The organism is Sinomicrobium endophyticum (assembly GCF_052983315.1).
Genome location: NZ_JBRKIS010000028.1, coordinates 50,812 through 71,485 on the forward strand (window position 1 = coordinate 50,812; position 20,674 = coordinate 71,485).

Below are 20,674 nucleotides of genomic sequence, written 5' to 3' on the forward strand. Positions count from 1 at the left end.
TACTTGAAATTTGTTATCACTAAATACCTTGACCTAATAGAATGGATACCTCCGTAAATCTCTAAAATCTATTTAGACAGTTTTATTATATATTATTAAAATAATTACCAGGAAACTATGCCTAAACCAATATTAATCGGTGCTGTATTAATACTACTGTTTCAATTTTTTTCATGTACGAAACAACATTCCTTACACGGAGAAATCAAAGGGCTCGGGAACGATACTTTATTAGTCAGTTATGTTGATTTGAGTAAACCCTTTAAGAAGCAATTTAAAACTAATCTGGACTACAGAACGGATACCATTTTCGTGAAAAATGATAAATTCGTATACGATCTTAAGGGGAACACTCCCCTACTTGTAGAAATATCTCCGGTAAAAGGATCTTTGAAACTTGATAGTACTCCTTTCTTCCACAAGGCTGAAACGATAATTTTACAACTTTCTCCACAAGAGAACGTTCAACTTCAGGGTGTAGCTGGAAAGTATTTCATAAATTATGAGGTAAAAGGTTCGTCAGTTAATTATCAATTCCGCGAGTTACATAAAAAGAAAATCAAATATTTTGTACAAAAGGATAGCGATTATTTATTGAGGGATTCCTTAAGATTTCATAATCTGGATACGCTTAAAATTGAGGAACTCACCCAACAGATTAAACACAGTTACCAGCAAACTTCTAAAATAGATAAGGATTATATTGAAAATAATTACGACAAAGAACTTGCCGTTTATTTGTCATTAAATCATGGTCTTTTACACAAGAATTTTGGAAAGTTTGATGCTAAGGTTCGCAATGGTGTATTTAAGGAACTTATAGATCATGAGATCTATCGGGTGCAATATTTGAATGAAAAGGAAAAGAGAAAGGAAAAGGAAATAGTTCCTAAAGGGGGTGTTGCACCGAATTTCAAATTAAAGGATTTACAGGGAAAAACCTTTGAACTGCACGATTCTCCCTATGAATATGTAGTATTGGATTTCTGGGGAAGCTGGTGTTATCCCTGTATTAAGGGATTTCCAAAGATGAAGGAATATTACAAGAAATATAAAGGGCGGCTTGAGTTTGTGGGTATTGCGTGTAATGATAATGAAGAGAAATGGAGGAAAGCTGTGGAAGAGCATAATGTACATTGGACACAATTACTCAATGAAGAGGACCATGGAACAGATGTTTCTTTAAAATATGCAGTCACCATTTATCCCACTAAAGTCATTATAGACAAGCAGCACAAAGTTTTGGGGATATTTGAGGGGGAAACGGAAACGTTTTATCAAAAAATAGACAGTATACTCAATTGACATGTTAGGTGCAAAAAAAAGAGAATTAATCACTATAATGTTCGATAATCAATTTTACTATTCTAACGGTCAGTATCGAACCTCCTACATTATTGAAACACTCAACTATAACTATCAGAAAATGAAAAAAAAAAGGATTGATCGAACTCGAAAAAAAAGAGGGATTTCAAAGAAAAATCCCTCCAAGTGCGGTGAAAGGAACCCAATCGAACAAATCATCCCACTTTTGCAGTTCTTGGAAAGAGTAATGGGAGAGAAAGATGAGGATATGTCCTTGAAAAATGATGACCTGTGGGATTTATAGTTATCCTTTCAATCATCTCACTTTAAAATTGTGATGACCCCAAGGCTTTGTTTAATCTTGGGATTAAATTTTTATAGTTTAAATTCGTTTGAAGGCGTACAAGACCATGGAGATTATGACAAGAAGGCCAGAGCCATAGGGACAGGCACAAACTGTTTTGAACGGTTTCCACTGGGACCATTATAGCGAATCGTCATCCTGTTTTGTTTGGAATCCGTTATCTGAACACACTCATTAGCGACGAAACTGCCCAAGCCATGGAACACATCGATCTTGTTCTTCTTCATCAGGTAATTCAGTCCGGAGGTATTTTGCGAAACCACCTCGCTTTTTTTAATGAACTGTTGAAAATCCAGCTCCACACCGGTCACTTAGATGCCATGTGCCTTAAATCACTCCTGAGCCTGATGATAATGCTCTGAACTGTCGAGCAATGCTTTGGAAGGGATACACCTAATATTGGTACAGGTTCCGCCCGGACCAGAGCCAATAACTGTTATTTCATACTGTAAACTCATCGTTTTAGATTTTACTTGTTCTAATTCAGATCACATACTTCCTCCTCCAATCCTGACCATTATGATTCAACACTTGCGAGTTTCTTCTTGATTTTCATCATCGCAGAATTGGGCACTATCCTTGCAAGAATGGCATTAAACCGGTTTTGAAATCCCACAATTTTCTTCCCTTTTCCGTGCAGCAAAAGTTCTACCCCTGCTGTAGCCACTGTTTTTACGGGGGTGGGTTTGTTGGATTTCAAGAGATTGGTTTTCCGCATTTCCGATGAAACAAACGCCGTTTCTGTAATACCAGGGGCAAGCGTGGTAACCACTACACCACTTCCTTCCAATTCTGCTGCAAGGGTCTCTGAAAATGCCAGGACAAATGATTTGGTAGCTGAATATACCGAATAGTAAGGAAAAGGCAAAAATGCGAGCAAAGAGGATACATTCATAATCCTTCCCGACTTTTGGGCAACCATATCTTTTGCAAACATTTTGGTAAGCACCACCAGACTGCCGATGTTGAGATCGATCATCTGCAACTCCTCTTCAAGGGATGTTTCCAGAAAACTGCCATAATTGCCAAATCCGGCATTGTTGATCAAATAAGACACCCGGTAGTTTGCCACCTTGACGGCCTTGAACAATTCTACCGCCTGGTCCGTGCTACTTAGATCTTTGACTATATAATGTACAACTATTCCGTACTTTGAGGATAATTCCTGCCGCATGGCTTCCAATTTGTTTTCACTGCGGGCAGTGAGGATCAGGTTGTGTTTTAAGGCGGCAAGCTGTTGGGCCATCTCATAACCGATTCCGGATGATGCACCAGTGATTAATATGTATTCTTTCATTTTATTCTGATTTTATGATTATTTAATTTTCCAACTCTTCTTTATTTTTAATTACCTCGACCTCCGGGGGCATTAGTTTATAAACCACCGTACATACAAGAAATGCCAGCAGGGTAGAGCTGATCAGTCCGCCCATTAGTACCACAACCAAGCCCGAATATAACGGATTGCCATCCATAATCAAGGGTACCAGGGCCAAAGTAGCGGTTAACGTAGTCAGCGTGATGGGGACAAACCTCGTTTTCGCTGCCGTTTTGATGGCTTCCATCAGTTCAACTCCCTCAGATCGGAGCTGATTGGTGAAATCCACCAGCAGGATGGAGTTTTTTATTTCAATCCCTATAAGGGCAATAAACCCTACGGCGGCGGTAAAGGACAACGGGTTACCTGTAAGCCATAGTGCGACAAAGGCACCAATCATTCCAAGAGGTATGACCGAAAGCACAATCAATGAACTCTTGAAAGACCCGAATTCAAGAATCAGGATCAGCAAAAAGAGCATGCCGGAGATCATCCCTACAACCTCAACGCCATCAAATGCGTCATCTTTATTTTCCAGTTCCCCGGCCGCTTTATAATAATATCCCTCAGGAAATTCCATTTGGTCAAGTTGCCCGATGATGTTTGCGTTGAGTGTGGAATACTTTACCCCGTTTACCGCATGGGCATTTACGGAGGTATACCTGGATTTATCATAATGGTATATTTTTGAAAAATCCGACTCGAAAGTGATGTCTGCCACCTGCCTTAACGGGATTGCTTTCCCGGTATGGGAATAAACATAGAGATTGTCCAAAACATCCATCGTAGGAAATTTTTCACGGGGGAAGGTAACCACTACATCTATTTTATCTTCACCTTCCCCTTTGGAAAATGTTGCCATGGGCAGCCCGGCAATAGCCATTCTTACCGTTTGGTCAATGGCTGCTGTCGGAATACCATACAATCCTGCCTTTTTCTTATTGATACTGATTTTCAGGTCCGTTTTTTTATTCGCAATGGGATTTGAGATATAGGTAGAGCCAGGAGTATCCTCAATGATTTTTTCCACGCGAAGTGCCAGGCTTTTCAGCGTATCCAGGTCTTTACCAAAAACCCTGATCGCAACCGGGGCTTCCAATGGTGGCCCTTGCTCATAATCTATTACCTGAATTTTGGCATTAGGGTAATGCCTGAATTTTTCTCGTAGTTCATTAATGATAACTTCCTTCTCTTTATAATTATGGGAATCGGGCTGGACAAATAACTGGGCGAAATTGGGCTGCTGATCCCGCTGTCTTACATTGTAATATACGGTAGGATTTCCCATCCCCACATTGGAAGTGAAGTAGGTGATATCGTCCCGCTCCAGCAGTACGCCTTCAATGTATTGTACCACCCGATCTGTTTCATCTAAACTGGCGGTGAGGGGCAATTCTACATTGATCTGAAATTGAGGTTTTTCGGATTTCGGGAAAAGGCTAAACCCAATGACCGGAATCAGGCCAAATGATGCGAGCAATAAACCGCCTGCCAGGACAATGGTAAGCCACGGTTTTGCCAATGCAGCATCCAGTACTTTAGAATAATAGTTGTCTATAAACCGCTGTAACGCCCTCATAAAGATGTTTCCTTCACCTGTCTCGGTATGTGTTTTTAAAACGCGGCTGGAGAGAAATGGCACAATCGTCAGTGAAACGAGCAAAGAAGCAATCACTGTCGTTACCACAGCCATAGGCAATCCCCTTATAAAATCACCCGAGCCCCCGGGAAGGTACAATAGCGGAAGAAAAGCGACCACCAAAGTTGCCGTAACCCCAACGACAGCCATTGCGATTTGTTTCACAGCCTCAATAGAAGCCTGTATTCTGGTTGCCCCGTTTCTTAAATACCGTTCAATGTTTTCTACTACCACGATAGCATCGTCAACCAATATACCCAATGCCACGATCAAACCTACAATGCTCAACTGGTTGATGGTAAAGCCTAAGGAGTCCATCACAAACAGGCCAATGGACAGTGACAGCGGAATGGAGATCATCACTACTATAGACGCACGTGTACCAAGAGGCAAAAGGGTAAGGAGTACCAATAAAATTGCGATGATAAAGTCTCTTGCAAAGCTTTTCAAACGGTACCTCACGTTTTCCGATTGGTCAAAGTTGACCACCATATTTACATGGTCCGGAAGGCTCGATTTAAAGTTTTCGATGATTGGCCATGCGTCATCACCCACTTTAAAAATATTTTGTCCGTCCTTTTGGCTGGCGGTTACCAGGACCGCTTTGTGCCCGTTAAACCGGGTACGGTGTTGCTCTTCCTGATAGGAAAAATCTACGTTCGCAACCTCTCTGAGTTTGATGATTTTGTGATTATTGGCAAAAACTACGGTATTGCGGATATCCTCCAGGTCGTCATAATCACCACTCGTTTTTACGTTAAACCGTCTGCTGTTCATATTGATGGCACCTCCCGGGATGTTTACATTTTCGGATTGAAGCGCGCCATAGATGTAATCAAGGGGTATTCCATGCTGGGCGATTTTTTGCAGGTTCAATTCTACCTTTACTTCCTGCTCGGGATATCCCCAGGTTTCCACTTTTTTAAATCCTGATACCTTTTCCAATTCTTCTTCAAAGTCCTCAGCTATTTTTTCCATTTCCGCATAGGAAGCCGTTTCCGATATAAGAGCTATCTGGAAAATATTTACGTCTGATGAGTTGAACTCCTGTACTTCCAAAAGGTAAAGACCATCGGGGAGTTCGTTTCTCGCTGCATTGACCTCCCGCACCATTTCAGAATATTTTTCATCCCGGTCCACATCAAATTCATACTCTACATCAATCACGGCAAGCCCGTCCTCTATGATACTTCTGAATTTTTTTATATCGTTAAGTTCATTAATACGGTCTTCTAAGGGCTTCACTACCTGATCTTCCATATCTAACGGAGATGCCCCGGGATAGACGGCAATAACAAAGAATCGCGGGAAATTTACCTCCGGATCTTCACCTCGCGGCATATTAAGTAGTGAGTTCATCCCCAATGCAAGAATGGCAATCAGGGATACTACTGCAAAGGAGGAATTTTTAACAAAAAAAGATGTGATATTTTTCATTTTTTATACTGTTAGTCATTAACATGTTGGTTCTTACCTGCGTTTTCGCCGGCATCAACGATTTTGACTGTGGAATATTCTGTCAGGTACCCGGAACCGGCGGAGATCACCTTATCAATATTTTCAAGGCCGCTTTTTACGGCAATTTCATTGTTGAGCATAAAGGCGGTTTCGATCGGGATTTTCTTTACCCGGTCCTTACCGTCCACGGTAAATACAAATCCGTTTTTACCTGAACCCTCTACAAGTGCTTCCACAGGAATTACCTTATAATTTTCGGGTTGTGAAGGGATAATTTTAGCTTCGGCATATAAACCCGCAGCAAACTTTTTCCCTTTGGGGTCTATCTGGATTTCCACTTGAAAAGATCCATTGGCAGGGTCGGCCCCTTCGGCCATACGCAAAACAAATCCTTCAAATTCCGTCTCCGGATAAGCATCAAAAGTAACGGTAGCCCTATCGCCTTCCTTTAGTCTTGCCCAATCTTTATCTGCCAGGCCTACCTGTAATTTCCACTGATCGCTTCCGGTATCGTTCATAAAAAACAAAGGCATACCCGGTGAAACCAACTCGCCTTGATTTTTCATTTTTTTCACAATTCTGCCATTGGATACCGCTCTGATTTCAGCAAACCGTTGGTTAAATTCGGCGATGCGTAGTCCTTCTTTTGCCATGTTTAAGGCCGTAGTGAGATTTTGAACATTTTCTAATGTAGCGACACTATCAGCGTACAGGTTTTTACCCCTTGCAAGGTCTCTATCGGCTTTTTCCGCTCCATTTTTGGCCTGGATAACCTGTGCATTAATCTCTGTAAGGTTCAATCTGGCGAGCAGTTGCCCTTTTTTTACGGCATCCCCTTCTTTCACGAATATTTGCTGAATGACGCCACCGATTTTAAAGGACAATACGGCCTCTGTTTCCGAAAACAGCAAACCCGAACCATATACAGGTTGTACCATTTGTTTGCTTTTAACAGCGTGAAGGTTCACAGCAATCTCATGGTTTCCCTGGGCGGTGTCATTGTTGTTGCCACAGCTTAGCAGCAATGCAGCGAGTGCAAGAGTTATGTGGTTTCCGGTTATTTTTAATCTATTTTTCATGTGTATATTTTTTATTTGTTTTTCAGCGGTCACATGGAACACCCTTATTCATACTTGCTTGTGCTAAAGGAAACTTTATCACAGGTGTTTCATCTGTTCTTTTTTATTTATTTAATGTTAAAAGTCGCATTGGCCCTTTCCAGTTCCGCAAAAGCGATCCAGGTATTATACCGTGCTATATTTGCGTTGAGACGGGCATTTATCCATTGATTCTGGGCATCCAAGAGTTCGATATAAATGGCTTGTCCCTCTTTGTAGAGCCTGGTGATATCGTCATTGAATTGTCTGGCCGATGCTTTCTGGCTTTCTTCGGCATGGAACTGTTCCATAGCCGAATTCAAATTGTTTTGAGTTACCCGAAACTGAAGTAATAATTGCTGCTTTACATTATCTGTCTGCGAACTGATCTTTTTGCTGTCCTCTTCTACCTGTCTGAGTTTGTATTTGTTTTTGTTCCCTGAAAAAATATTCCATTCCAGACCGACACCGGCAAAGTAGTAGCGGGATTGTTTATTGATATCAAAATCGAAATCCTGAAAACCTACATCTGCAAAAACACCTAATTTTGGAAGCCAATGAGAATGGGTCAGTTTACTGACATTGTCATTAAGTTCTTTTACCAAATCCAGTTTTAAAAGTTCTTCCCTGTTCCGGGTGTTTTCTTCTGCCAATAAATTTGGCAGGTCTTCATGGTCATCATCAACCTCAATGTTGGTATCGAGTTCCCGATTGAGCAGAAAATTAAAATGAGCCCTGGCATTGTTGCTGACCTGTTCTGCCGTTTTCAGGTCGGCTTCAATGCGGATAACTTCATTGTCACTTCTCAGAACAGCAGTACGGTTTATTTTATCATTTTTAAATAACACCCTGTTAACTCTTTGGTTTTCTTTGACAAGCAACAGGGCCTCTTCATAAATTTTAATGCCTTCCAAAGATTGCAGGTACTTGTAATAGGCTATTTTTATTTCCTTGACCAATTCTCTCTGGTAAATCTCCAGTTCTATTTTCTGTAAGGTGGATTGCTGTGCTTTAATTCTCTTGTTGTAGATGATCTCAAAATTCAACAGGGGCATGGTGGTGTGAATTCTGGCATCGTAAAAATTATCCGGATTGAGTAATTCCGACTGGTTTTGCAAAACAGGAAACGCATCCGAACCGGTAAGCTGGTTCAGGGTACTGTACACGGGATTCATCAAATCACCGATCGGGATGTCAATCGTTCTTCCTCCATCTGCCTTAGTGTAGTTGACGTTTAAGGAAACCGTGGGATAGAACAGGGATTTCGCTTCTTTTAAGGCATACATACTTTTATTGATGTCAAAGTTATACTGCCTGATAATCTCGTTGTTTTTGAGGCCGACCTCTATATAGTGGTCAAGTTTGTTTTGAGCATAACTCATAAACCCGACACTATAAATTGCGAGCATTAGGACTACATTTTTCATTTTATACGATGTTTATTATTTGAACGTTGTTCATTTTTTGGAGTAAAAAAAATTAAAGTTTTCCTATCATTTTTACATATTCGTTATAGCCGTCGAACAGGATGCTTTCCGGTTTTGAGAATTTCACCCCCCTGGTCCGCTGCCGTATCTCCAGGCAGCACATGCCATGGACCAAACTCCATATCATAAAGGACAACGGTTCTGCCGAATGTCCCTTGAAATGTCCCTTTGCCATACATTGTTCCACGGTGGTTTTCACAGAATTAAAGGTTTCCACTCCTTCATTCCAACCTCCTTCTTCCGAACTCTCCAAAAACTCCATCGGAGCTTTCAAGTTGAACATCAGATCGTACATCTCTTGATTTTCCAGGGCAAACTTTATATAGACCCGGCCCATTTCCTTTAAGCGATCCATGGGGTCTTCCATAACAAATAAGTCCTTAAAATATCCGCCCAATTCCTGAAAACCTATGGAGTGCAGGTCATGTAAAATGGCATTTTTATCTTTGAAATACACATAGACCGTCCCAACACTATAATCTATTTCCTCAGCAATATTCCGTATAGTGGTTTGCTCAATGCCCTTTTCTATAAAGAGTTTTTTCGCTCCTTTCAGAATGAGTGCTTTTAAGGCTTCTTTTTCGCGTGCTTTTCTTTCTGCTGTGCTCATAGGTACAATTTCTTCGGCAAAGATATAATTATTTTTTGAACGTCGTTCATTTTATGAATAAAATTTCCTAAACGCACTATAATTACCTATACATAAGAACTTTAAAGTATAATTTTTTGCTTTTATATTCTCCTGGTAGTCCCTTGTATCCTTCATTGTTTGACAAGGCCGTTGATGAACAGGTCCTTCACCTGTCCCGGTGGATGTTTTAAAACATAGGCCAACCAAATGATCTCAAACCACCATTGGGCAATGAGGCTGGCATTAAGGGCTTTATTGTAAACGCCCAGGGAAATTCCCTTTTTTATATTTTCTTCCATGACCTTTTTTATGATTTCTCCCTTAACTTTTTCAAAACGCTCAAAAATATCGGGGTAATGTGTTTTGACATCATTAAAAAAGGATATGGAAAATTGATGCAAGAACTGAATGAGGATATCAAATATATTTGATGTTTCCGCTATGATATCGCCACCATCATCCACGGTATCAAGGATTTTCCGATAAGTGGATGATAGCATTTTTTCGCTTACCTGCCAGGTTAGGCCTTCCTTGCTCCGGAAACATTTATAAAAGGTCTTCTTGGAAATGGCCAGATGTCCGCATATATCATCCACCTTAACCGCGTTCACCCCGGATTCCGCGAACAGTTTCTCCGCGGTTTCCATGATGTTGTCTTTTGTGTTGGAAGTTTTATGCATCGAGGAACAAAGTTTGGATTTAAAAATTTATGACTTGCCCAACTTTTTTATGGGGTTCATTATTTAACCATACTTTTTGCTGGCCATAATTTTTTACAAAGATAATAAATTTTTGAACATTGTTCATTTTTTAAACGTATAAACAATTTCTTTAGTGCTACCAAATTATGCATTAAACAAAAGTCACGTCTACAGTCCTGACGACCTATATTTTGGTCTAAGATGTTTTTGTTTTTTTTGGAAACAAATAACAGATTAAAGTCAGTATATCGTCTTGGGACGGTGGAAATGTGCATCCCATTAATTTTAATATGACACTGTTCAATTAATTTGTCTAGGCCAGTAAATGAGAAAACAGAAAGAAAGTAAAATGATACTAGTTATTTAAATATTTAGCCTATAATATAGGTTGATACTAAAAAAATTCAATTGCTAACAATAAATATGGGGTAGATAAAAATACCGAAATGTTGTACCCGAGTAAAAAAACAGCGAAGAAATAACCCTTATTCTAATAAAAAAGCCGAAGATTTCTCTCCGGCTTTTGTGCGCCTGCTGGGTCTACGATCGAACCATTAATTCCGCTTTTGGTATTCCTGAATGCCCTGGAAAAGGATGAATCTTTATAGAAAACGCCTCCAATAATCTTTTTGGGGAAATCTGACGGTACGCCTTGTAACAAAAAATGTACATGGTCGCCATCAAATCCAATCTCCAAAAATAATATCTCGTAACTTTCCTCTATCTGCAAACAAATTTCACTTAATGTTTTCGAAAAGGATTCACTAAGAGCAGTACGCCTATATTTTATTGGACATACAAAATGATATAGTAGTAAACTCTTATTATGACTCTTGCGGATATGGTTACCCATAACCACAAATTTACATATCTTTACGCTACACCCGAGACAGAGCCTCGGGGGAATTCTATGGATTAAAGAGTTCAGCTGAAGCATTGTATTTTTTGTTTACAAAGTAGTTTTAGATGGCTCGATAATTCAGGCGGATACTTCCTATCGTTTGGAAGCTTTTACAATCATAAAATAATTCTCTTTACGTACTTTTTCTACTTGGTTAGGAACACAAGATTACCGAATTCCCGATTGGATGGTTCTTTGCGGGTATATTGATGTATTTCAAAGAAAGTACAATTCAAAATAGAAACAAACCTAACCGCATGGAAATTAGGATTGGCATTTCTAATGTGTCTTTAAGGGATGATCTCATCTCATCTTCCTTCATCCCTGATATTCCCATTTGGCTACAAAAACCTGAAATCCGGTTATTTGTATGCGTGATAACATCTTCAATTTTGTACCTATAAATCTTTAATACATCAAAAACCATGAAAATTACCATTACAGGTTCATTGGGGCACATTGGAAAACCATTGGCGAAAAATCTAATTGAAAACGGACATAAGCTTACTATCATCAGCAGCAATCCGGAGCGAAAAGAATCCATAGCAGCATTAGGTGCAGAGCCAGTCATCGGCAATTTGGAGGACATTAACCTCCTGATCGAGAGTTTTAAAGGGGCTGATTCCATATTTACTATGGTTCCCCCCAACAATTATTTTGATCAGGATCTGGACCTGATCGCCTACTACAAAAGACTGGGGGAAATTTATGCAAAGGCTATTTTGGAAGCTGATATCAAACGGGTTGTCAACTTAAGTACGATCGGCGGTCATTTGGATAAAGGAAATGGGATTTTAAGAGGAGCTCATAATGTTGAGCAAACATTAAATGCATTGCCTTCCGAAGTTTCCATTACCCACATGCGTCCCACTTCATTCTATTACAATCTCTACGGTTATATGGAAACCATAAAATCGGATAGTACCATCTACGCCAACTACGGGAGCAGGCCCATTCCATGGGTCTCACCCAGGGATATTGCAAAGGCGGTAGCAGAAGAGCTTACCAATTTGGATTCCAACAGCACTGTTCGTTATGTGGTCAGTGAGGAATTGACAGGGGACGAAACCGCACAAATCCTGGGAAATGCTATTGGAAAACCAAAGCTGAAATGGGAGATAGTCAGTGACCAAGCGATAGCGAACAGCCTTAAGTCCATAGGAATGAACCCTGAAATCGCCAAGGGGCTCACCGAAATGTATGCAGCGTTACAATCAGGGCATTTGGCTGAGGATTATATCAAAAACAAACCCCAAAAAACGGGAGAAGTCAAATTAAAGGATTTTGCCGAAGAGTTTGCCATGGTTTATCAAAATAACCACTAACTTGTATGCATGGCCGGCAAAGCTCCCTATAGATTCCATACCATCAGTGAATATCATAGCTTCAGGGGATTACCGGCACCGGAACATCCCTTGGTCAGCGTGATCAATTTTGACGATATGGACCTCAAAGCCGACGACCCCGAGCGTTTGGTTTTGGGGTTTTATACCATTGCATTAAAGCGACATCCGGATGGCAAATTAAAATATGGGCAGCAAGAATATGATTTCAATGAAGGTGTTATGCTCTTTATGTCCCCCGGACAAGTATTTGGTGTGCTTGCAACCACGGAAGAAAAACCAACGGGCTGGATGTTAATGGTACATCCCGATCTTTTTTGGAATACCCCATTGGCTACCACCATAAAGCAATATGAATATTTTGATTATACTGCCAATGAAGCCCTATTCCTTTCCAAAAAGGAAGAAGAAGCAATTACCGGTATTTTCAAGATTATCCGACAAGAGTACCATACCAATATCGATCACTACAGCCATACTATTATTATCACCCAACTGGAACTATTGCTCTCCTATTCGGAGCGGTATTACAACAGGCAATTCATTACACGACGCATTACCAACCACAAGATCGTAACACGGTTGGAGACGCTTTTAAATGAATTTTTCGGTAAAGAATCCCTTATCGACACGGGAATTCCCACGGTCCAGGAAGTAGCAGACCGATTGTATGTCTCCCCAAAATATTTAAGTGGCCTTTTAAAAAGCGTCACAGGGAAGTCCACCCAACAGCACATTCAGGACAAACTCATCGAAAAGGCCAAGGAAAAGCTTTCCACCACCGCGCTGTCTGTTAGTGAGATCGCCTTTGAACTGGGTTTTGAACATCCACAGTCGTTTAGTAAACTGTTCAAGAGTAAGACCAAGCAATCGCCTTCCATCTTTCGCGCACGTTTTGGGTCTGCGAAATGATACTACATTTTCCAGCAATATTTTAAAAAGTCCAAGGGCGTAACCTCACTTTTATATCCAGGTTAAGATCAATTATTACTGAAGCCTTCCCTAAAAATGCAGTCTTACCCAAAAACAAGTTAGCGGTAATGCAACTAAAAAAACAACCTAATACCTGAGCTATTCGTTTAATTTTTTATTATTTTTGTATCAATCATTACAATAGTAAATGAAAGGAAGACCAAAAATATTGAAAGACAAGGAAATGATTCTGAAAGCCCAAGATATTTTTTGGAAAAAGGGCTATAATGCCACGTCCTTATCCGATCTAAGTAATGCGACAGGAGCGGGAGCAGGTAGTTTATACAACACATTTAAGGGAGGAAAAAAAGAACTTTTCAAAAAATCTCTTCAACAACGAAGAGAAGATTTAAATGATTTTAAGATCAACTTAGAAAATAGTGATAACCCAATCAAATTAATTAAAGAGTTTTTCATTAGCGTGGCAACACAATCAAAAAAATCTCACTGGAAAGGATGTATCGTTGCAAATACAATAGTGGAAATGACTTTTATAGACAATGAACTTGAAAATGAAGCAATAGAAATTTTAAAAGAAACGGAAAAGTTATACACCACAACTATTCTCGCAGAACAGAAAAAAGGAAACATCAAATCAAAAATACCAGCAAGTACTTTAGGAAAATATTTAATTACCCTTTGGTGTGGAATTAACTCATTACGAAGAGTTTATCCAGATAAAGAAATTTTGAAACAACAAATTGAGTTACAACTACAAATAATCAACTAAATTTTTTTTTGAGTATTTATTTAACAATCATTACAAAAACAGAAAATGGATTTACAATTGAATGGAAAAAGAGCATTTATTAGCGGCTCAACACAAGGCATTGGTTTTGCCATTGCACAACAATTATTAGAAGAAGGAGTTTCTGTAACAATTAATGGACGACAAAAGTTAAAGACAGGACAAGCAAAAGAAAAATTACAACAACAATTTCCTAATGCTAATATTACAGCAATAACGGCAGATTTTTCAAAGAAAGATGAAATTGAAAGCTTACTTCAGGAATTAACGGATATAGATATTTTGGTAAATAATGTAGGAGTTTATCAAGTTGAAGAATTTAGAAATATAACAGATGAAGATTGGTACAAATATTTTGAGATAAACGTAATGAGTTGTGTTCGATTATCTAGAAAGCTATTTCCACTTATGGAAAATAAAAAATGGGGAAGAATTATTTTTATAAGTAGCGAATCAGGTGTAAATGTACCTGAAAATATGATTCATTACGGAATGACAAAAGCAGCTATGTCGGCGATTGCAAATGGACTTTCTAAATTGACAAAAGGAACAGAAATTACAGTTAACACGATTTTAGGAGGACCAACTTATTCCGATGGTGTTGCAGAAGTCGTTGAACAAATTGCAGAAGCTCAAAATCTTGAACTTGAACAAATGAAAAATGCAATTTTACAACAATCTAATTCACATATTTTATTACAACGATTTATTGACCCAACTGAAATAGCTAATCTAGCCACTTATTTATCCAGCCCTTTATCAATAGCTACAAACGGAGCTTCTTTAAGAGCAGATTCAGGAGTGCTAAAAACTATATAAACACTACCGCAAACCATTGTAAGGGAAAACATAGAAATAATAAAGACTATCAAAATATTCAGACGAAGAACTAATAAAGTATTCTCTACCCCACTGGCTCTTTTTCTTGCCAATCAAAATTTCCTGTTCTTTTTGAGATTAGCCAGCGGTTATTCTCCCGTACGTATGTATCTCGGTAAACAGCTCCTATCTTAGTCTTCATTTTTTTGCCGTTCTCCGTACCGATTAAAGTAATCATACAATATGAAGTTCCGGTAGCGCCGTCACCGTTGATAGTGACTATGTGCTGACCATTAAAATGGTAGACGGTATCAACATTTTTAAGGAATTCACTAAACGCTTTTGACATTTCATTTCTACCATTCAGCTTCAATATCACGGTAGCTCCAGCAAAAGTTTCTGACACCCCATCTTTGGTAAATAACTGCACTTGCTTATGAAAATCCTTTTTATCTGCCAAGATAGAAACTTTATCGATAAGCTCTCTTAGGGCTATTCTATCTTCTAATTCATTATGGTTCATATACTATTTTGCTTTTAGTTAAACATATTCAATTAAGGCTAGCGCAACTTTTGTGCTAGCCTTAATTGAATTAGACAACTTTGAGTACGATCTTGCCCTGAATATGACCAAGGGCAGCTCTTTCGTGTGCCTTGCCTGCCTCAGCAAGCGAAAATACGCTGTCAATGGCTATTCGTAGTGTTCCATCATTGAGTAAACGAGCGACCTCTGCAAGTTGAGCTCCATTGGAGCGTACTTGAGTTGCCGAAACTATAACACCTAGCTTCTTGGCCTCAGCTGTGCCGTCAAAGCCCAAGGGAAAAATCGGGAACAACGCACCTCCTGGTTTAAGAGTACGCAGGAAACGACCTGTTGCAGGGCCACCAACCGAATCAATAACGAGGTCAATACCATTAATTACCTCATGCGCATTGGTTTTTGTATAATCAATAAATTCGTCGGCACCAAGATCACGTAAAAATGCTTCCTGCTTTCCGGATGCCACGGCAATTACTTTTGCTCCCCTCCATTTTGCTATTTGCACTGCAAAGTGTCCCACGCCACCACCAGCTCCGTTCACCAGGATGGTTTTACCTTCAAGTTGAACAGGTTCATGCTTATGTGGTTGGAGCGGATTCTGTACATTGTGCCCTAAATCGATCATAAACTGCCAAGCGGTAAGTAATGACATCGGAGCAGCAGCTGCATGTATATGATCAATTCCTCTGGGCTTAAGAGCAATTTGCGTTACGGGAATGCTTACGTACTCCGCATATGCCTGACTTTCCCCAAAAACCCCCTCGGGAAAGCGAACCATTCCATAGACTTCGTCTCCAATGGAAAAATCCTTAACATCATCAGCGACCCGCTCTACTACACCTGAAATATCTGTTCCCAAAATAATGGGGAAAGATCCCTCTGGTTGCCATTCAGGAGGAAGGGACTTATATCCGTCACGAAGATACCAGTCCGGGGGATTCATTCCTATGGCGTGGACTTGTACCAGTACCTCACCCGGCTTTATTTCGGGTACTGGCGCATCTTCATATTGCAGCACTGAAGGGCCACCGAACTCATGCTGGCGAATCGCTTTCATTACACTTGTTTTTTTACTTTTTTCTATTTCGTTTTCAATTATTTCCATTTTAATAGGGTTTTAAGTTTTTAATGAACGCTATTGATATCTAAAATTATTTATTCTTATTCGGCCAAGTTAAATGTATTGTTTACTTTTAGCAAGTATATACTTATTTGTATGCTACATTCTAAAAAGTATGCAATGCTGATTTTCAGATAATTAAAATCCAATAAAAGTGAAAAAAAGACAAAAAGAATGTCCGGATGTTCCTACTTGCTCTGTTGATTATGCATTTAAACGTATCGGTGGAAAGTATAAGGGTAGGATCTTATGGTATTTGCACGAACATAAGATCTTACGATACGGAGAATTAGGCAGGAAAGTGCCGGACATTACGACCAAAATGCTAACCCAAACACTTCGGGAATTGGAAAAGGACAATTTAGTTGACCGAAAAGTATATCACGAAGTACCACCCAAAGTGGAATATTCATTAACTGAAGTTGGTAGGGAATTGATTCCATTCATCAGTTACCTTAAAGAATGGGGAGATAAACAAATTGAAAAAACCAACCCTTAAAATATCCTAATCATAGTTACGGGAACGGTACTACAAGGTTTAAAAAATAAGGGCTTTACAATAGAACTGAACCGTTAGAATACGAATCTTCTATAATTCTTATTCGGATCGATGATGTGGCTATACTCAATTTCACTTTTACGATTTCTTAATGGATGTTGTAAAACTTTGTAAAGCGATATATTGAAAAAATAGCTTAGTTATACCTTTGATTGTAAATGCACTTCAGCTAAGCGCATTTCCAGCCGCTGTTTTTCTTCATCGATATTCATCTTTTTAAAACCAAACTTAGGAGCTATTCGGGATAATAGTTTACCCAACTTTGACATTCCTATTACTATTTCATCTTGTCTACCAATCAAACCTTTAAAAGCCTTTTGAGCAAAACGTTCGGAAGTCATTAAGGATATCTTTTTTCCTTTGTTCATTTGGGTATCAACTGCGGGAGGTATTACCTCTATTACGCGGATCGATTTTTTCTGAAGATTAAATCTCAAGCCTTGTGTTATAGCTCTTAGAGCAGTTTTACTTGCACTATAGGCAGATGATTGTGCCGATGGTATAAAGACATAGCCCGTGGTAACATTTACAATGGTAGCGTTAACATTTTTCTCTAAAACAGGCATTAATTCCTGGATTAAGGCCATGGGTGCTACTAAATTTATGGCTAGCTCAGATTCCAAAGTAGGAATATATTTGGGGTCCATAATATCTGTAATACTATAAATACCCGCATTATTGACCAGAACATTTAGTTTAGGAAAATGACTCTCAATTTCTGTCTTCAAAACTTTCCTTCCTTCTTGGGATGAAACATCCGCGACAATCGTATGTAGTAGGGCAAATTTTTCTTGGGCTTTATCAAGGGTGGCCCCGGTTCTTCCACAGATGATTACTTCGTTTCCTTTATTTAAAAAAATTTCGGCCATGGCCAGACCAATTCCGGTACCACCACCTGTTATAAGTACCGTATTTCCATTTCGTTTCATCCCTTATTATTTTATGATGCAGTTGCAAAATTAATCTTAACACTATACTTTTGCAAGTAGTTACCATTTTGTATATTAATATACTAAAAGTTACTTTAACTATAAATCAATACTTTAATAGAATATAATAAATGAAAAATGACGAAAATTGTGAGTTTGACTTATCCGATTTACATTTTATTCTAAAAGTTTTAGGTGGTAAATGGAAACTTCATATCCTGACAAGCTTATACATTGGCAAGAAAAGATTTAAAGAGCTGGAACGCGATGTGGTTGGTATTTCACCGAAGATGCTGATCAAGGAATTAAAGGACCTCGAAGCTATTGGCATAGTAAGACGTCAGACCTTCAATACGGTTCCTATTACCGTTGAGTATAGTTTAACAGATGACGGACTTACTTTAAAACCAGTTTTGGATCATATGAGAGAATGGGCAAGTGAGTTTAAACAAAAAGTAAACTCAAAAATATAAATTTTATAGAAAAGCCTTTAAATTTTAAAAATCTAAATAGTTTTCCCTTTTACTTTATTCCTGTGATTTTCGCCCCAAGAACTTAATTCATCCAAAACATTTTTAAGTGAATGACTATACTCGGTAGCTTCATAAATAATACTTACCGGGGTGGTTGGATATACATTCCGTTTAATAAGAAAATTTAATTCCAAATCCTTCAATTCGTTGGCCAATACCTTGGGAGATATACCTTTGACTTCCTTTTGAAGTTCATTAAATCGCTTTGGGGAATGCATTAAACAAAGCACCAATGGCAATTTCCATTTGCCATTCAAAACAAACATTGCATCGAAAACATTTTTAAGTGACCCTGAACATTCTTCTTTAGTAGGAAGTGTTTTTTCTTCATGAATTTTCATACCGGCAAAGATAAAAACTTTCCTAAAGGTAAGCGCTTTCCTTTGGGTAACTACTATCTTTTGTATAGTTATTACGGTTAGTTTTGTGTTTTTAAACTTTTAAAAAAATACAAAATGAATTCAAAACGCATATTACAAATCAACTCCAGTATCATGGGAGAAAAATCGTTTAGCAGGAAATTAGGAAATGCTATCGTTGAAAAAATAAAGGCAAAATATCCTAATAGCACGCTAAAACAATTGGATTTGGTGGAAAGCAATATCCCGCACCTAACACCAGAAACTTTAAATGCAATTTTTACGCCAGAAGAACATCAAACCGATGAAGTAAGGCAAGCCCTTGAATTGTCGGATACATTGGTGAAACAATTGTTTGAAAGTGATATACTGGTGATAGGTGCTCCACTTATCAACCATACCATCCATTCTTCCCTTAAAGCATGGATAGACCATATAACACGTTCTGGAATTACCTTTGGCTATAATTCAGAGGGTATTCCTATTGGTTTTGTATCCGGCAAAAAAGTATATGTTGCCATGAGTTCAGGAGGAATTTATACAGATGAACAAGGCAAATCGAATGATTTTGTAGCACCTTACCTAAAATCATTCTTAGGCTTTTTGGGCATGACCGACCTTACCGTAGTTAGAGCTGAAGGACTCCACATCCCCGTTATACAGGATACGGCATTGGAGAAAGGAGTTAATAGTATTGTCATTGATTAAAATATTCCACTCTTATCAATAGCTGGAAAAAAGCCATGAGTATTTCATGGCTTTTTTCATTATCCCCGTTCCTGTTATAAAATCCCTCTTTTAGGTTATATCCTCTTGTATCCGCTTAATGATATTTGCAACATAAAAATAAAATAGAAGTATGAATATAGTAATTACAGGTTCCCTGGGGAACATCGGCAAATCCCTTACCCCCACTTTGGTGAAAAAAGGGCATAAGGTCACAGTAATCTCAAGCAAATTAGAAAGACAGCAGGACATAGAAGCATTAGGAGCAAAAGCAGCCATTGGCTCTATGAAAGATGGCGATTTTTTGGCCAAAACTTTCAAAGGGGCCGATATCGTCTATCTCATGGAAGCATGGGAAGGCATCGGCAGTATTTTTGATAAAGATGTTGATTTTTTGGCCGGCTTTCATCTCATTGGAAACAATTACAAACAAGCTGTATTGGCTTCTGGAGTTAAAAAGATTGTTCATCTCAGTAGTGTCGGTGCTCACAGTCCTACAGGTTATGGTTCACTTTCGGCCCACTATGATGTCGAAAATATTTTGAAACAACTTCCCGATGATGTTTCTATCAAGTTTATGCGACCAACCGGTTTCTACACCAATTTATTTAGGTCATTACAGTCTATTAAAGAAAAAGGGGCAATTATTTCAAATTATGGTGGCGACAAAAAAGAACCTTGGGTTTCACCAATAGATATCGCTGACGTAATTGCTGAAGAAATGGAACTGCCTTTTGACGGAAGAAAAGTTCGTTATATAGCAAGCGATGAAGTATCTCCCAATGAGATAGTCGGAATATTGGGAAAAGCCATCGGAAACCCTAATTTAAAATGGATTGAAATATCAGATGAACAAATGCTAGAGGGCATGTTGTCAATGGGCGTAAATCCTAAAATTGCGAAAGGGATGGTAGAAATGCAGGCAAGTCAACGTACCGGTTTATTGTTCGAAGATTTTTATCGCAACAAACCAGAATTAGGCAAAGTAAAATTTGTCGATTTCGCCAAAGATTTTGCCTCGGTTTATAATGAAGTGATTTAAACTTTTTTTAAAAATAAAAAAGGGTTGAAGATATTTGTGTTGCGAAACATACAGTTATCAAAACCAACCCTTTATGTACTCT

General features: G+C 38.8%; 22 protein-coding genes. 10 read left to right on the forward strand and 12 right to left on the reverse strand.

Annotated features, from left to right (window positions below):
* The first annotated feature begins 117 nt into the window (after window positions 1–117).
* Together ACVBDU_RS11550 and ACVBDU_RS11555 are read left to right on the forward strand one after the other, a co-directional pair.
* Window positions 118–1,305, forward strand: coding sequence for a redoxin domain-containing protein (locus ACVBDU_RS11550; protein WP_447179909.1), 1,188 nt, complete (start codon window positions 118–120; stop codon window positions 1,303–1,305).
* 121 nt (window positions 1,306–1,426) lie between these two features.
* On the forward strand, window positions 1,427–1,609 hold the full coding sequence (locus tag ACVBDU_RS11555) for a hypothetical protein (RefSeq protein WP_447179910.1): 183 nt from the start codon (window positions 1,427–1,429) through the stop codon (window positions 1,607–1,609).
* A gap of 113 nt (window positions 1,610–1,722) precedes the next feature.
* Here the strand turns inward: ACVBDU_RS11555 and ACVBDU_RS11560 are convergent, their stop codons facing one another.
* The 8 genes from ACVBDU_RS11560 to tnpA form a co-directional block, all read right to left on the reverse strand.
* Complete coding sequence (locus tag ACVBDU_RS11560; protein WP_447179911.1) at window positions 1,723–1,971, reverse strand: hypothetical protein; 249 nt, start codon at window positions 1,969–1,971, stop codon at window positions 1,723–1,725.
* A gap of 215 nt (window positions 1,972–2,186) precedes the next feature.
* Window positions 2,187–2,966 (reverse strand): SDR family NAD(P)-dependent oxidoreductase, encoded by a 780-nt coding sequence (locus tag ACVBDU_RS11565; RefSeq protein WP_447179912.1) that lies wholly within the window; start codon window positions 2,964–2,966, stop codon window positions 2,187–2,189.
* A 22-nt stretch (window positions 2,967–2,988) separates the two neighbouring features.
* Window positions 2,989–6,063: an efflux RND transporter permease subunit gene (locus ACVBDU_RS11570; protein ID WP_447179913.1), complete on the reverse strand. Its 3,075-nt coding sequence runs from the start codon at window positions 6,061–6,063 to the stop codon at window positions 2,989–2,991.
* Window positions 6,064–6,074: 11 nt separating this feature from the next.
* Window positions 6,075–7,163 carry an efflux RND transporter periplasmic adaptor subunit gene (locus ACVBDU_RS11575; protein ID WP_447179914.1) on the reverse strand — a complete coding sequence of 363 codons (1,089 nt, stop codon included), beginning with the start codon at window positions 7,161–7,163 and terminating at the stop codon, window positions 6,075–6,077.
* A gap of 107 nt (window positions 7,164–7,270) precedes the next feature.
* The gene (locus tag ACVBDU_RS11580) at window positions 7,271–8,608 is read right to left on the reverse strand and encodes a TolC family protein (RefSeq protein ID WP_447179915.1); all 1,338 of its coding nucleotides are present in this window, start codon (window positions 8,606–8,608) and stop codon (window positions 7,271–7,273) included.
* Between the two features lie 52 nt (window positions 8,609–8,660).
* Complete coding sequence (locus ACVBDU_RS11585; RefSeq protein WP_447179916.1) at window positions 8,661–9,278, reverse strand: TetR/AcrR family transcriptional regulator; 618 nt, start codon at window positions 9,276–9,278, stop codon at window positions 8,661–8,663.
* 152 nt (window positions 9,279–9,430) lie between these two features.
* Window positions 9,431–9,979: a TetR/AcrR family transcriptional regulator gene (locus tag ACVBDU_RS11590; protein WP_447179917.1), complete on the reverse strand. Its 549-nt coding sequence runs from the start codon at window positions 9,977–9,979 to the stop codon at window positions 9,431–9,433.
* A gap of 511 nt (window positions 9,980–10,490) precedes the next feature.
* Entirely contained in the window at window positions 10,491–10,937 is a 447-nt protein-coding gene (gene tnpA / locus ACVBDU_RS11595; RefSeq protein WP_447179918.1) for an IS200/IS605 family transposase, read from the reverse strand.
* Between the two features lie 389 nt (window positions 10,938–11,326).
* Between tnpA and ACVBDU_RS11600 the strand changes: the two genes are divergently transcribed.
* From ACVBDU_RS11600 to ACVBDU_RS11615, 4 genes are all read left to right on the forward strand, one after another.
* On the forward strand, window positions 11,327–12,226 hold the full coding sequence (locus tag ACVBDU_RS11600; RefSeq protein ID WP_447179919.1) for an NmrA family NAD(P)-binding protein: 900 nt from the start codon (window positions 11,327–11,329) through the stop codon (window positions 12,224–12,226).
* Window positions 12,227–12,235: 9 nt separating this feature from the next.
* Entirely contained in the window at window positions 12,236–13,156 is a 921-nt protein-coding gene (locus ACVBDU_RS11605) for a helix-turn-helix domain-containing protein (protein WP_447179920.1), read from the forward strand.
* A 208-nt stretch (window positions 13,157–13,364) separates the two neighbouring features.
* Entirely contained in the window at window positions 13,365–13,946 is a 582-nt protein-coding gene (locus ACVBDU_RS11610; protein ID WP_447179921.1) for a TetR/AcrR family transcriptional regulator, read from the forward strand.
* 45 nt (window positions 13,947–13,991) lie between these two features.
* Window positions 13,992–14,783 carry an SDR family NAD(P)-dependent oxidoreductase gene (locus ACVBDU_RS11615; protein WP_447179922.1) on the forward strand — a complete coding sequence of 264 codons (792 nt, stop codon included), beginning with the start codon at window positions 13,992–13,994 and terminating at the stop codon, window positions 14,781–14,783.
* An 85-nt stretch (window positions 14,784–14,868) separates the two neighbouring features.
* Here ACVBDU_RS11615 and ACVBDU_RS11620 read toward each other — a convergent pair whose 3' ends face one another.
* Window positions 14,869–15,306, reverse strand: coding sequence for a nuclear transport factor 2 family protein (locus tag ACVBDU_RS11620; RefSeq protein ID WP_447179923.1), 438 nt, complete (start codon window positions 15,304–15,306; stop codon window positions 14,869–14,871).
* Between the two features lie 70 nt (window positions 15,307–15,376).
* On the reverse strand, window positions 15,377–16,429 hold the full coding sequence (locus tag ACVBDU_RS11625; protein WP_447179924.1) for an NADP-dependent oxidoreductase: 1,053 nt from the start codon (window positions 16,427–16,429) through the stop codon (window positions 15,377–15,379).
* 169 nt (window positions 16,430–16,598) lie between these two features.
* Here ACVBDU_RS11625 and ACVBDU_RS11630 point away from each other — a divergent pair, with 169 nt between their 5' ends.
* Window positions 16,599–16,943: a winged helix-turn-helix transcriptional regulator gene (locus tag ACVBDU_RS11630; protein WP_447179925.1), complete on the forward strand. Its 345-nt coding sequence runs from the start codon at window positions 16,599–16,601 to the stop codon at window positions 16,941–16,943.
* Window positions 16,944–17,143: 200 nt separating this feature from the next.
* Here the strand turns inward: ACVBDU_RS11630 and ACVBDU_RS11635 are convergent, their stop codons facing one another.
* Complete coding sequence (locus ACVBDU_RS11635) at window positions 17,144–17,932, reverse strand: SDR family NAD(P)-dependent oxidoreductase (protein ID WP_447179926.1); 789 nt, start codon at window positions 17,930–17,932, stop codon at window positions 17,144–17,146.
* Between the two features lie 131 nt (window positions 17,933–18,063).
* Here ACVBDU_RS11635 and ACVBDU_RS11640 point away from each other — a divergent pair, with 131 nt between their 5' ends.
* Window positions 18,064–18,405 carry a winged helix-turn-helix transcriptional regulator gene (locus ACVBDU_RS11640; protein WP_447179927.1) on the forward strand — a complete coding sequence of 114 codons (342 nt, stop codon included), beginning with the start codon at window positions 18,064–18,066 and terminating at the stop codon, window positions 18,403–18,405.
* 32 nt (window positions 18,406–18,437) lie between these two features.
* Here the strand turns inward: ACVBDU_RS11640 and ACVBDU_RS11645 are convergent, their stop codons facing one another.
* Window positions 18,438–18,806, reverse strand: a complete 369-nt coding sequence (locus tag ACVBDU_RS11645) for a winged helix-turn-helix transcriptional regulator (RefSeq protein WP_447179928.1) — start codon at window positions 18,804–18,806, stop codon at window positions 18,438–18,440.
* Window positions 18,807–18,920: 114 nt separating this feature from the next.
* Between ACVBDU_RS11645 and ACVBDU_RS11650 the strand changes: the two genes are divergently transcribed.
* Window positions 18,921–19,532, forward strand: coding sequence for an FMN-dependent NADH-azoreductase (locus ACVBDU_RS11650; protein ID WP_447179929.1), 612 nt, complete (start codon window positions 18,921–18,923; stop codon window positions 19,530–19,532).
* Between the two features lie 151 nt (window positions 19,533–19,683).
* Window positions 19,684–20,592 carry an NmrA family NAD(P)-binding protein gene (locus tag ACVBDU_RS11655; RefSeq protein WP_447179930.1) on the forward strand — a complete coding sequence of 303 codons (909 nt, stop codon included), beginning with the start codon at window positions 19,684–19,686 and terminating at the stop codon, window positions 20,590–20,592.
* Window positions 20,593–20,674: the final 82 nt, after the last annotated feature.

Coding starts and splice junctions, on each gene's coding strand:
- ACVBDU_RS11565 (WP_447179912.1), bottom strand. CDS start 2,966: ATGAAAGAATACATATTAATCACTGGTGCATCATCCGGAATCGGTTAT.
- ACVBDU_RS11585 (WP_447179916.1), bottom strand. CDS start 9,278: ATGAGCACAGCAGAAAGAAAAGCACGCGAAAAAGAAGCCTTAAAAGCA.
- tnpA (WP_447179918.1), bottom strand. CDS start 10,937: ATGCTTCAGCTGAACTCTTTAATCCATAGAATTCCCCCGAGGCTCTGT.
- ACVBDU_RS11575 (WP_447179914.1), bottom strand. CDS start 7,163: ATGAAAAATAGATTAAAAATAACCGGAAACCACATAACTCTTGCACTC.
- ACVBDU_RS11605 (WP_447179920.1), top strand. CDS start 12,236: ATGGCCGGCAAAGCTCCCTATAGATTCCATACCATCAGTGAATATCAT.
- ACVBDU_RS11615 (WP_447179922.1), top strand. CDS start 13,992: ATGGATTTACAATTGAATGGAAAAAGAGCATTTATTAGCGGCTCAACA.
- ACVBDU_RS11620 (WP_447179923.1), bottom strand. CDS start 15,306: ATGAACCATAATGAATTAGAAGATAGAATAGCCCTAAGAGAGCTTATC.
- ACVBDU_RS11645 (WP_447179928.1), bottom strand. CDS start 18,806: ATGAAAATTCATGAAGAAAAAACACTTCCTACTAAAGAAGAATGTTCA.
- ACVBDU_RS11655 (WP_447179930.1), top strand. CDS start 19,684: ATGAATATAGTAATTACAGGTTCCCTGGGGAACATCGGCAAATCCCTT.
- ACVBDU_RS11625 (WP_447179924.1), bottom strand. CDS start 16,429: ATGGAAATAATTGAAAACGAAATAGAAAAAAGTAAAAAAACAAGTGTA.
- ACVBDU_RS11590 (WP_447179917.1), bottom strand. CDS start 9,979: ATGCATAAAACTTCCAACACAAAAGACAACATCATGGAAACCGCGGAG.
- ACVBDU_RS11600 (WP_447179919.1), top strand. CDS start 11,327: ATGAAAATTACCATTACAGGTTCATTGGGGCACATTGGAAAACCATTG.
- ACVBDU_RS11610 (WP_447179921.1), top strand. CDS start 13,365: ATGAAAGGAAGACCAAAAATATTGAAAGACAAGGAAATGATTCTGAAA.
- ACVBDU_RS11550 (WP_447179909.1), top strand. CDS start 118: ATGCCTAAACCAATATTAATCGGTGCTGTATTAATACTACTGTTTCAA.
- ACVBDU_RS11555 (WP_447179910.1), top strand. CDS start 1,427: ATGAAAAAAAAAAGGATTGATCGAACTCGAAAAAAAAGAGGGATTTCA.
- ACVBDU_RS11580 (WP_447179915.1), bottom strand. CDS start 8,608: ATGAAAAATGTAGTCCTAATGCTCGCAATTTATAGTGTCGGGTTTATG.
- ACVBDU_RS11640 (WP_447179927.1), top strand. CDS start 18,064: ATGAAAAATGACGAAAATTGTGAGTTTGACTTATCCGATTTACATTTT.
- ACVBDU_RS11570 (WP_447179913.1), bottom strand. CDS start 6,063: ATGAAAAATATCACATCTTTTTTTGTTAAAAATTCCTCCTTTGCAGTA.
- ACVBDU_RS11650 (WP_447179929.1), top strand. CDS start 18,921: ATGAATTCAAAACGCATATTACAAATCAACTCCAGTATCATGGGAGAA.
- ACVBDU_RS11635 (WP_447179926.1), bottom strand. CDS start 17,932: ATGAAACGAAATGGAAATACGGTACTTATAACAGGTGGTGGTACCGGA.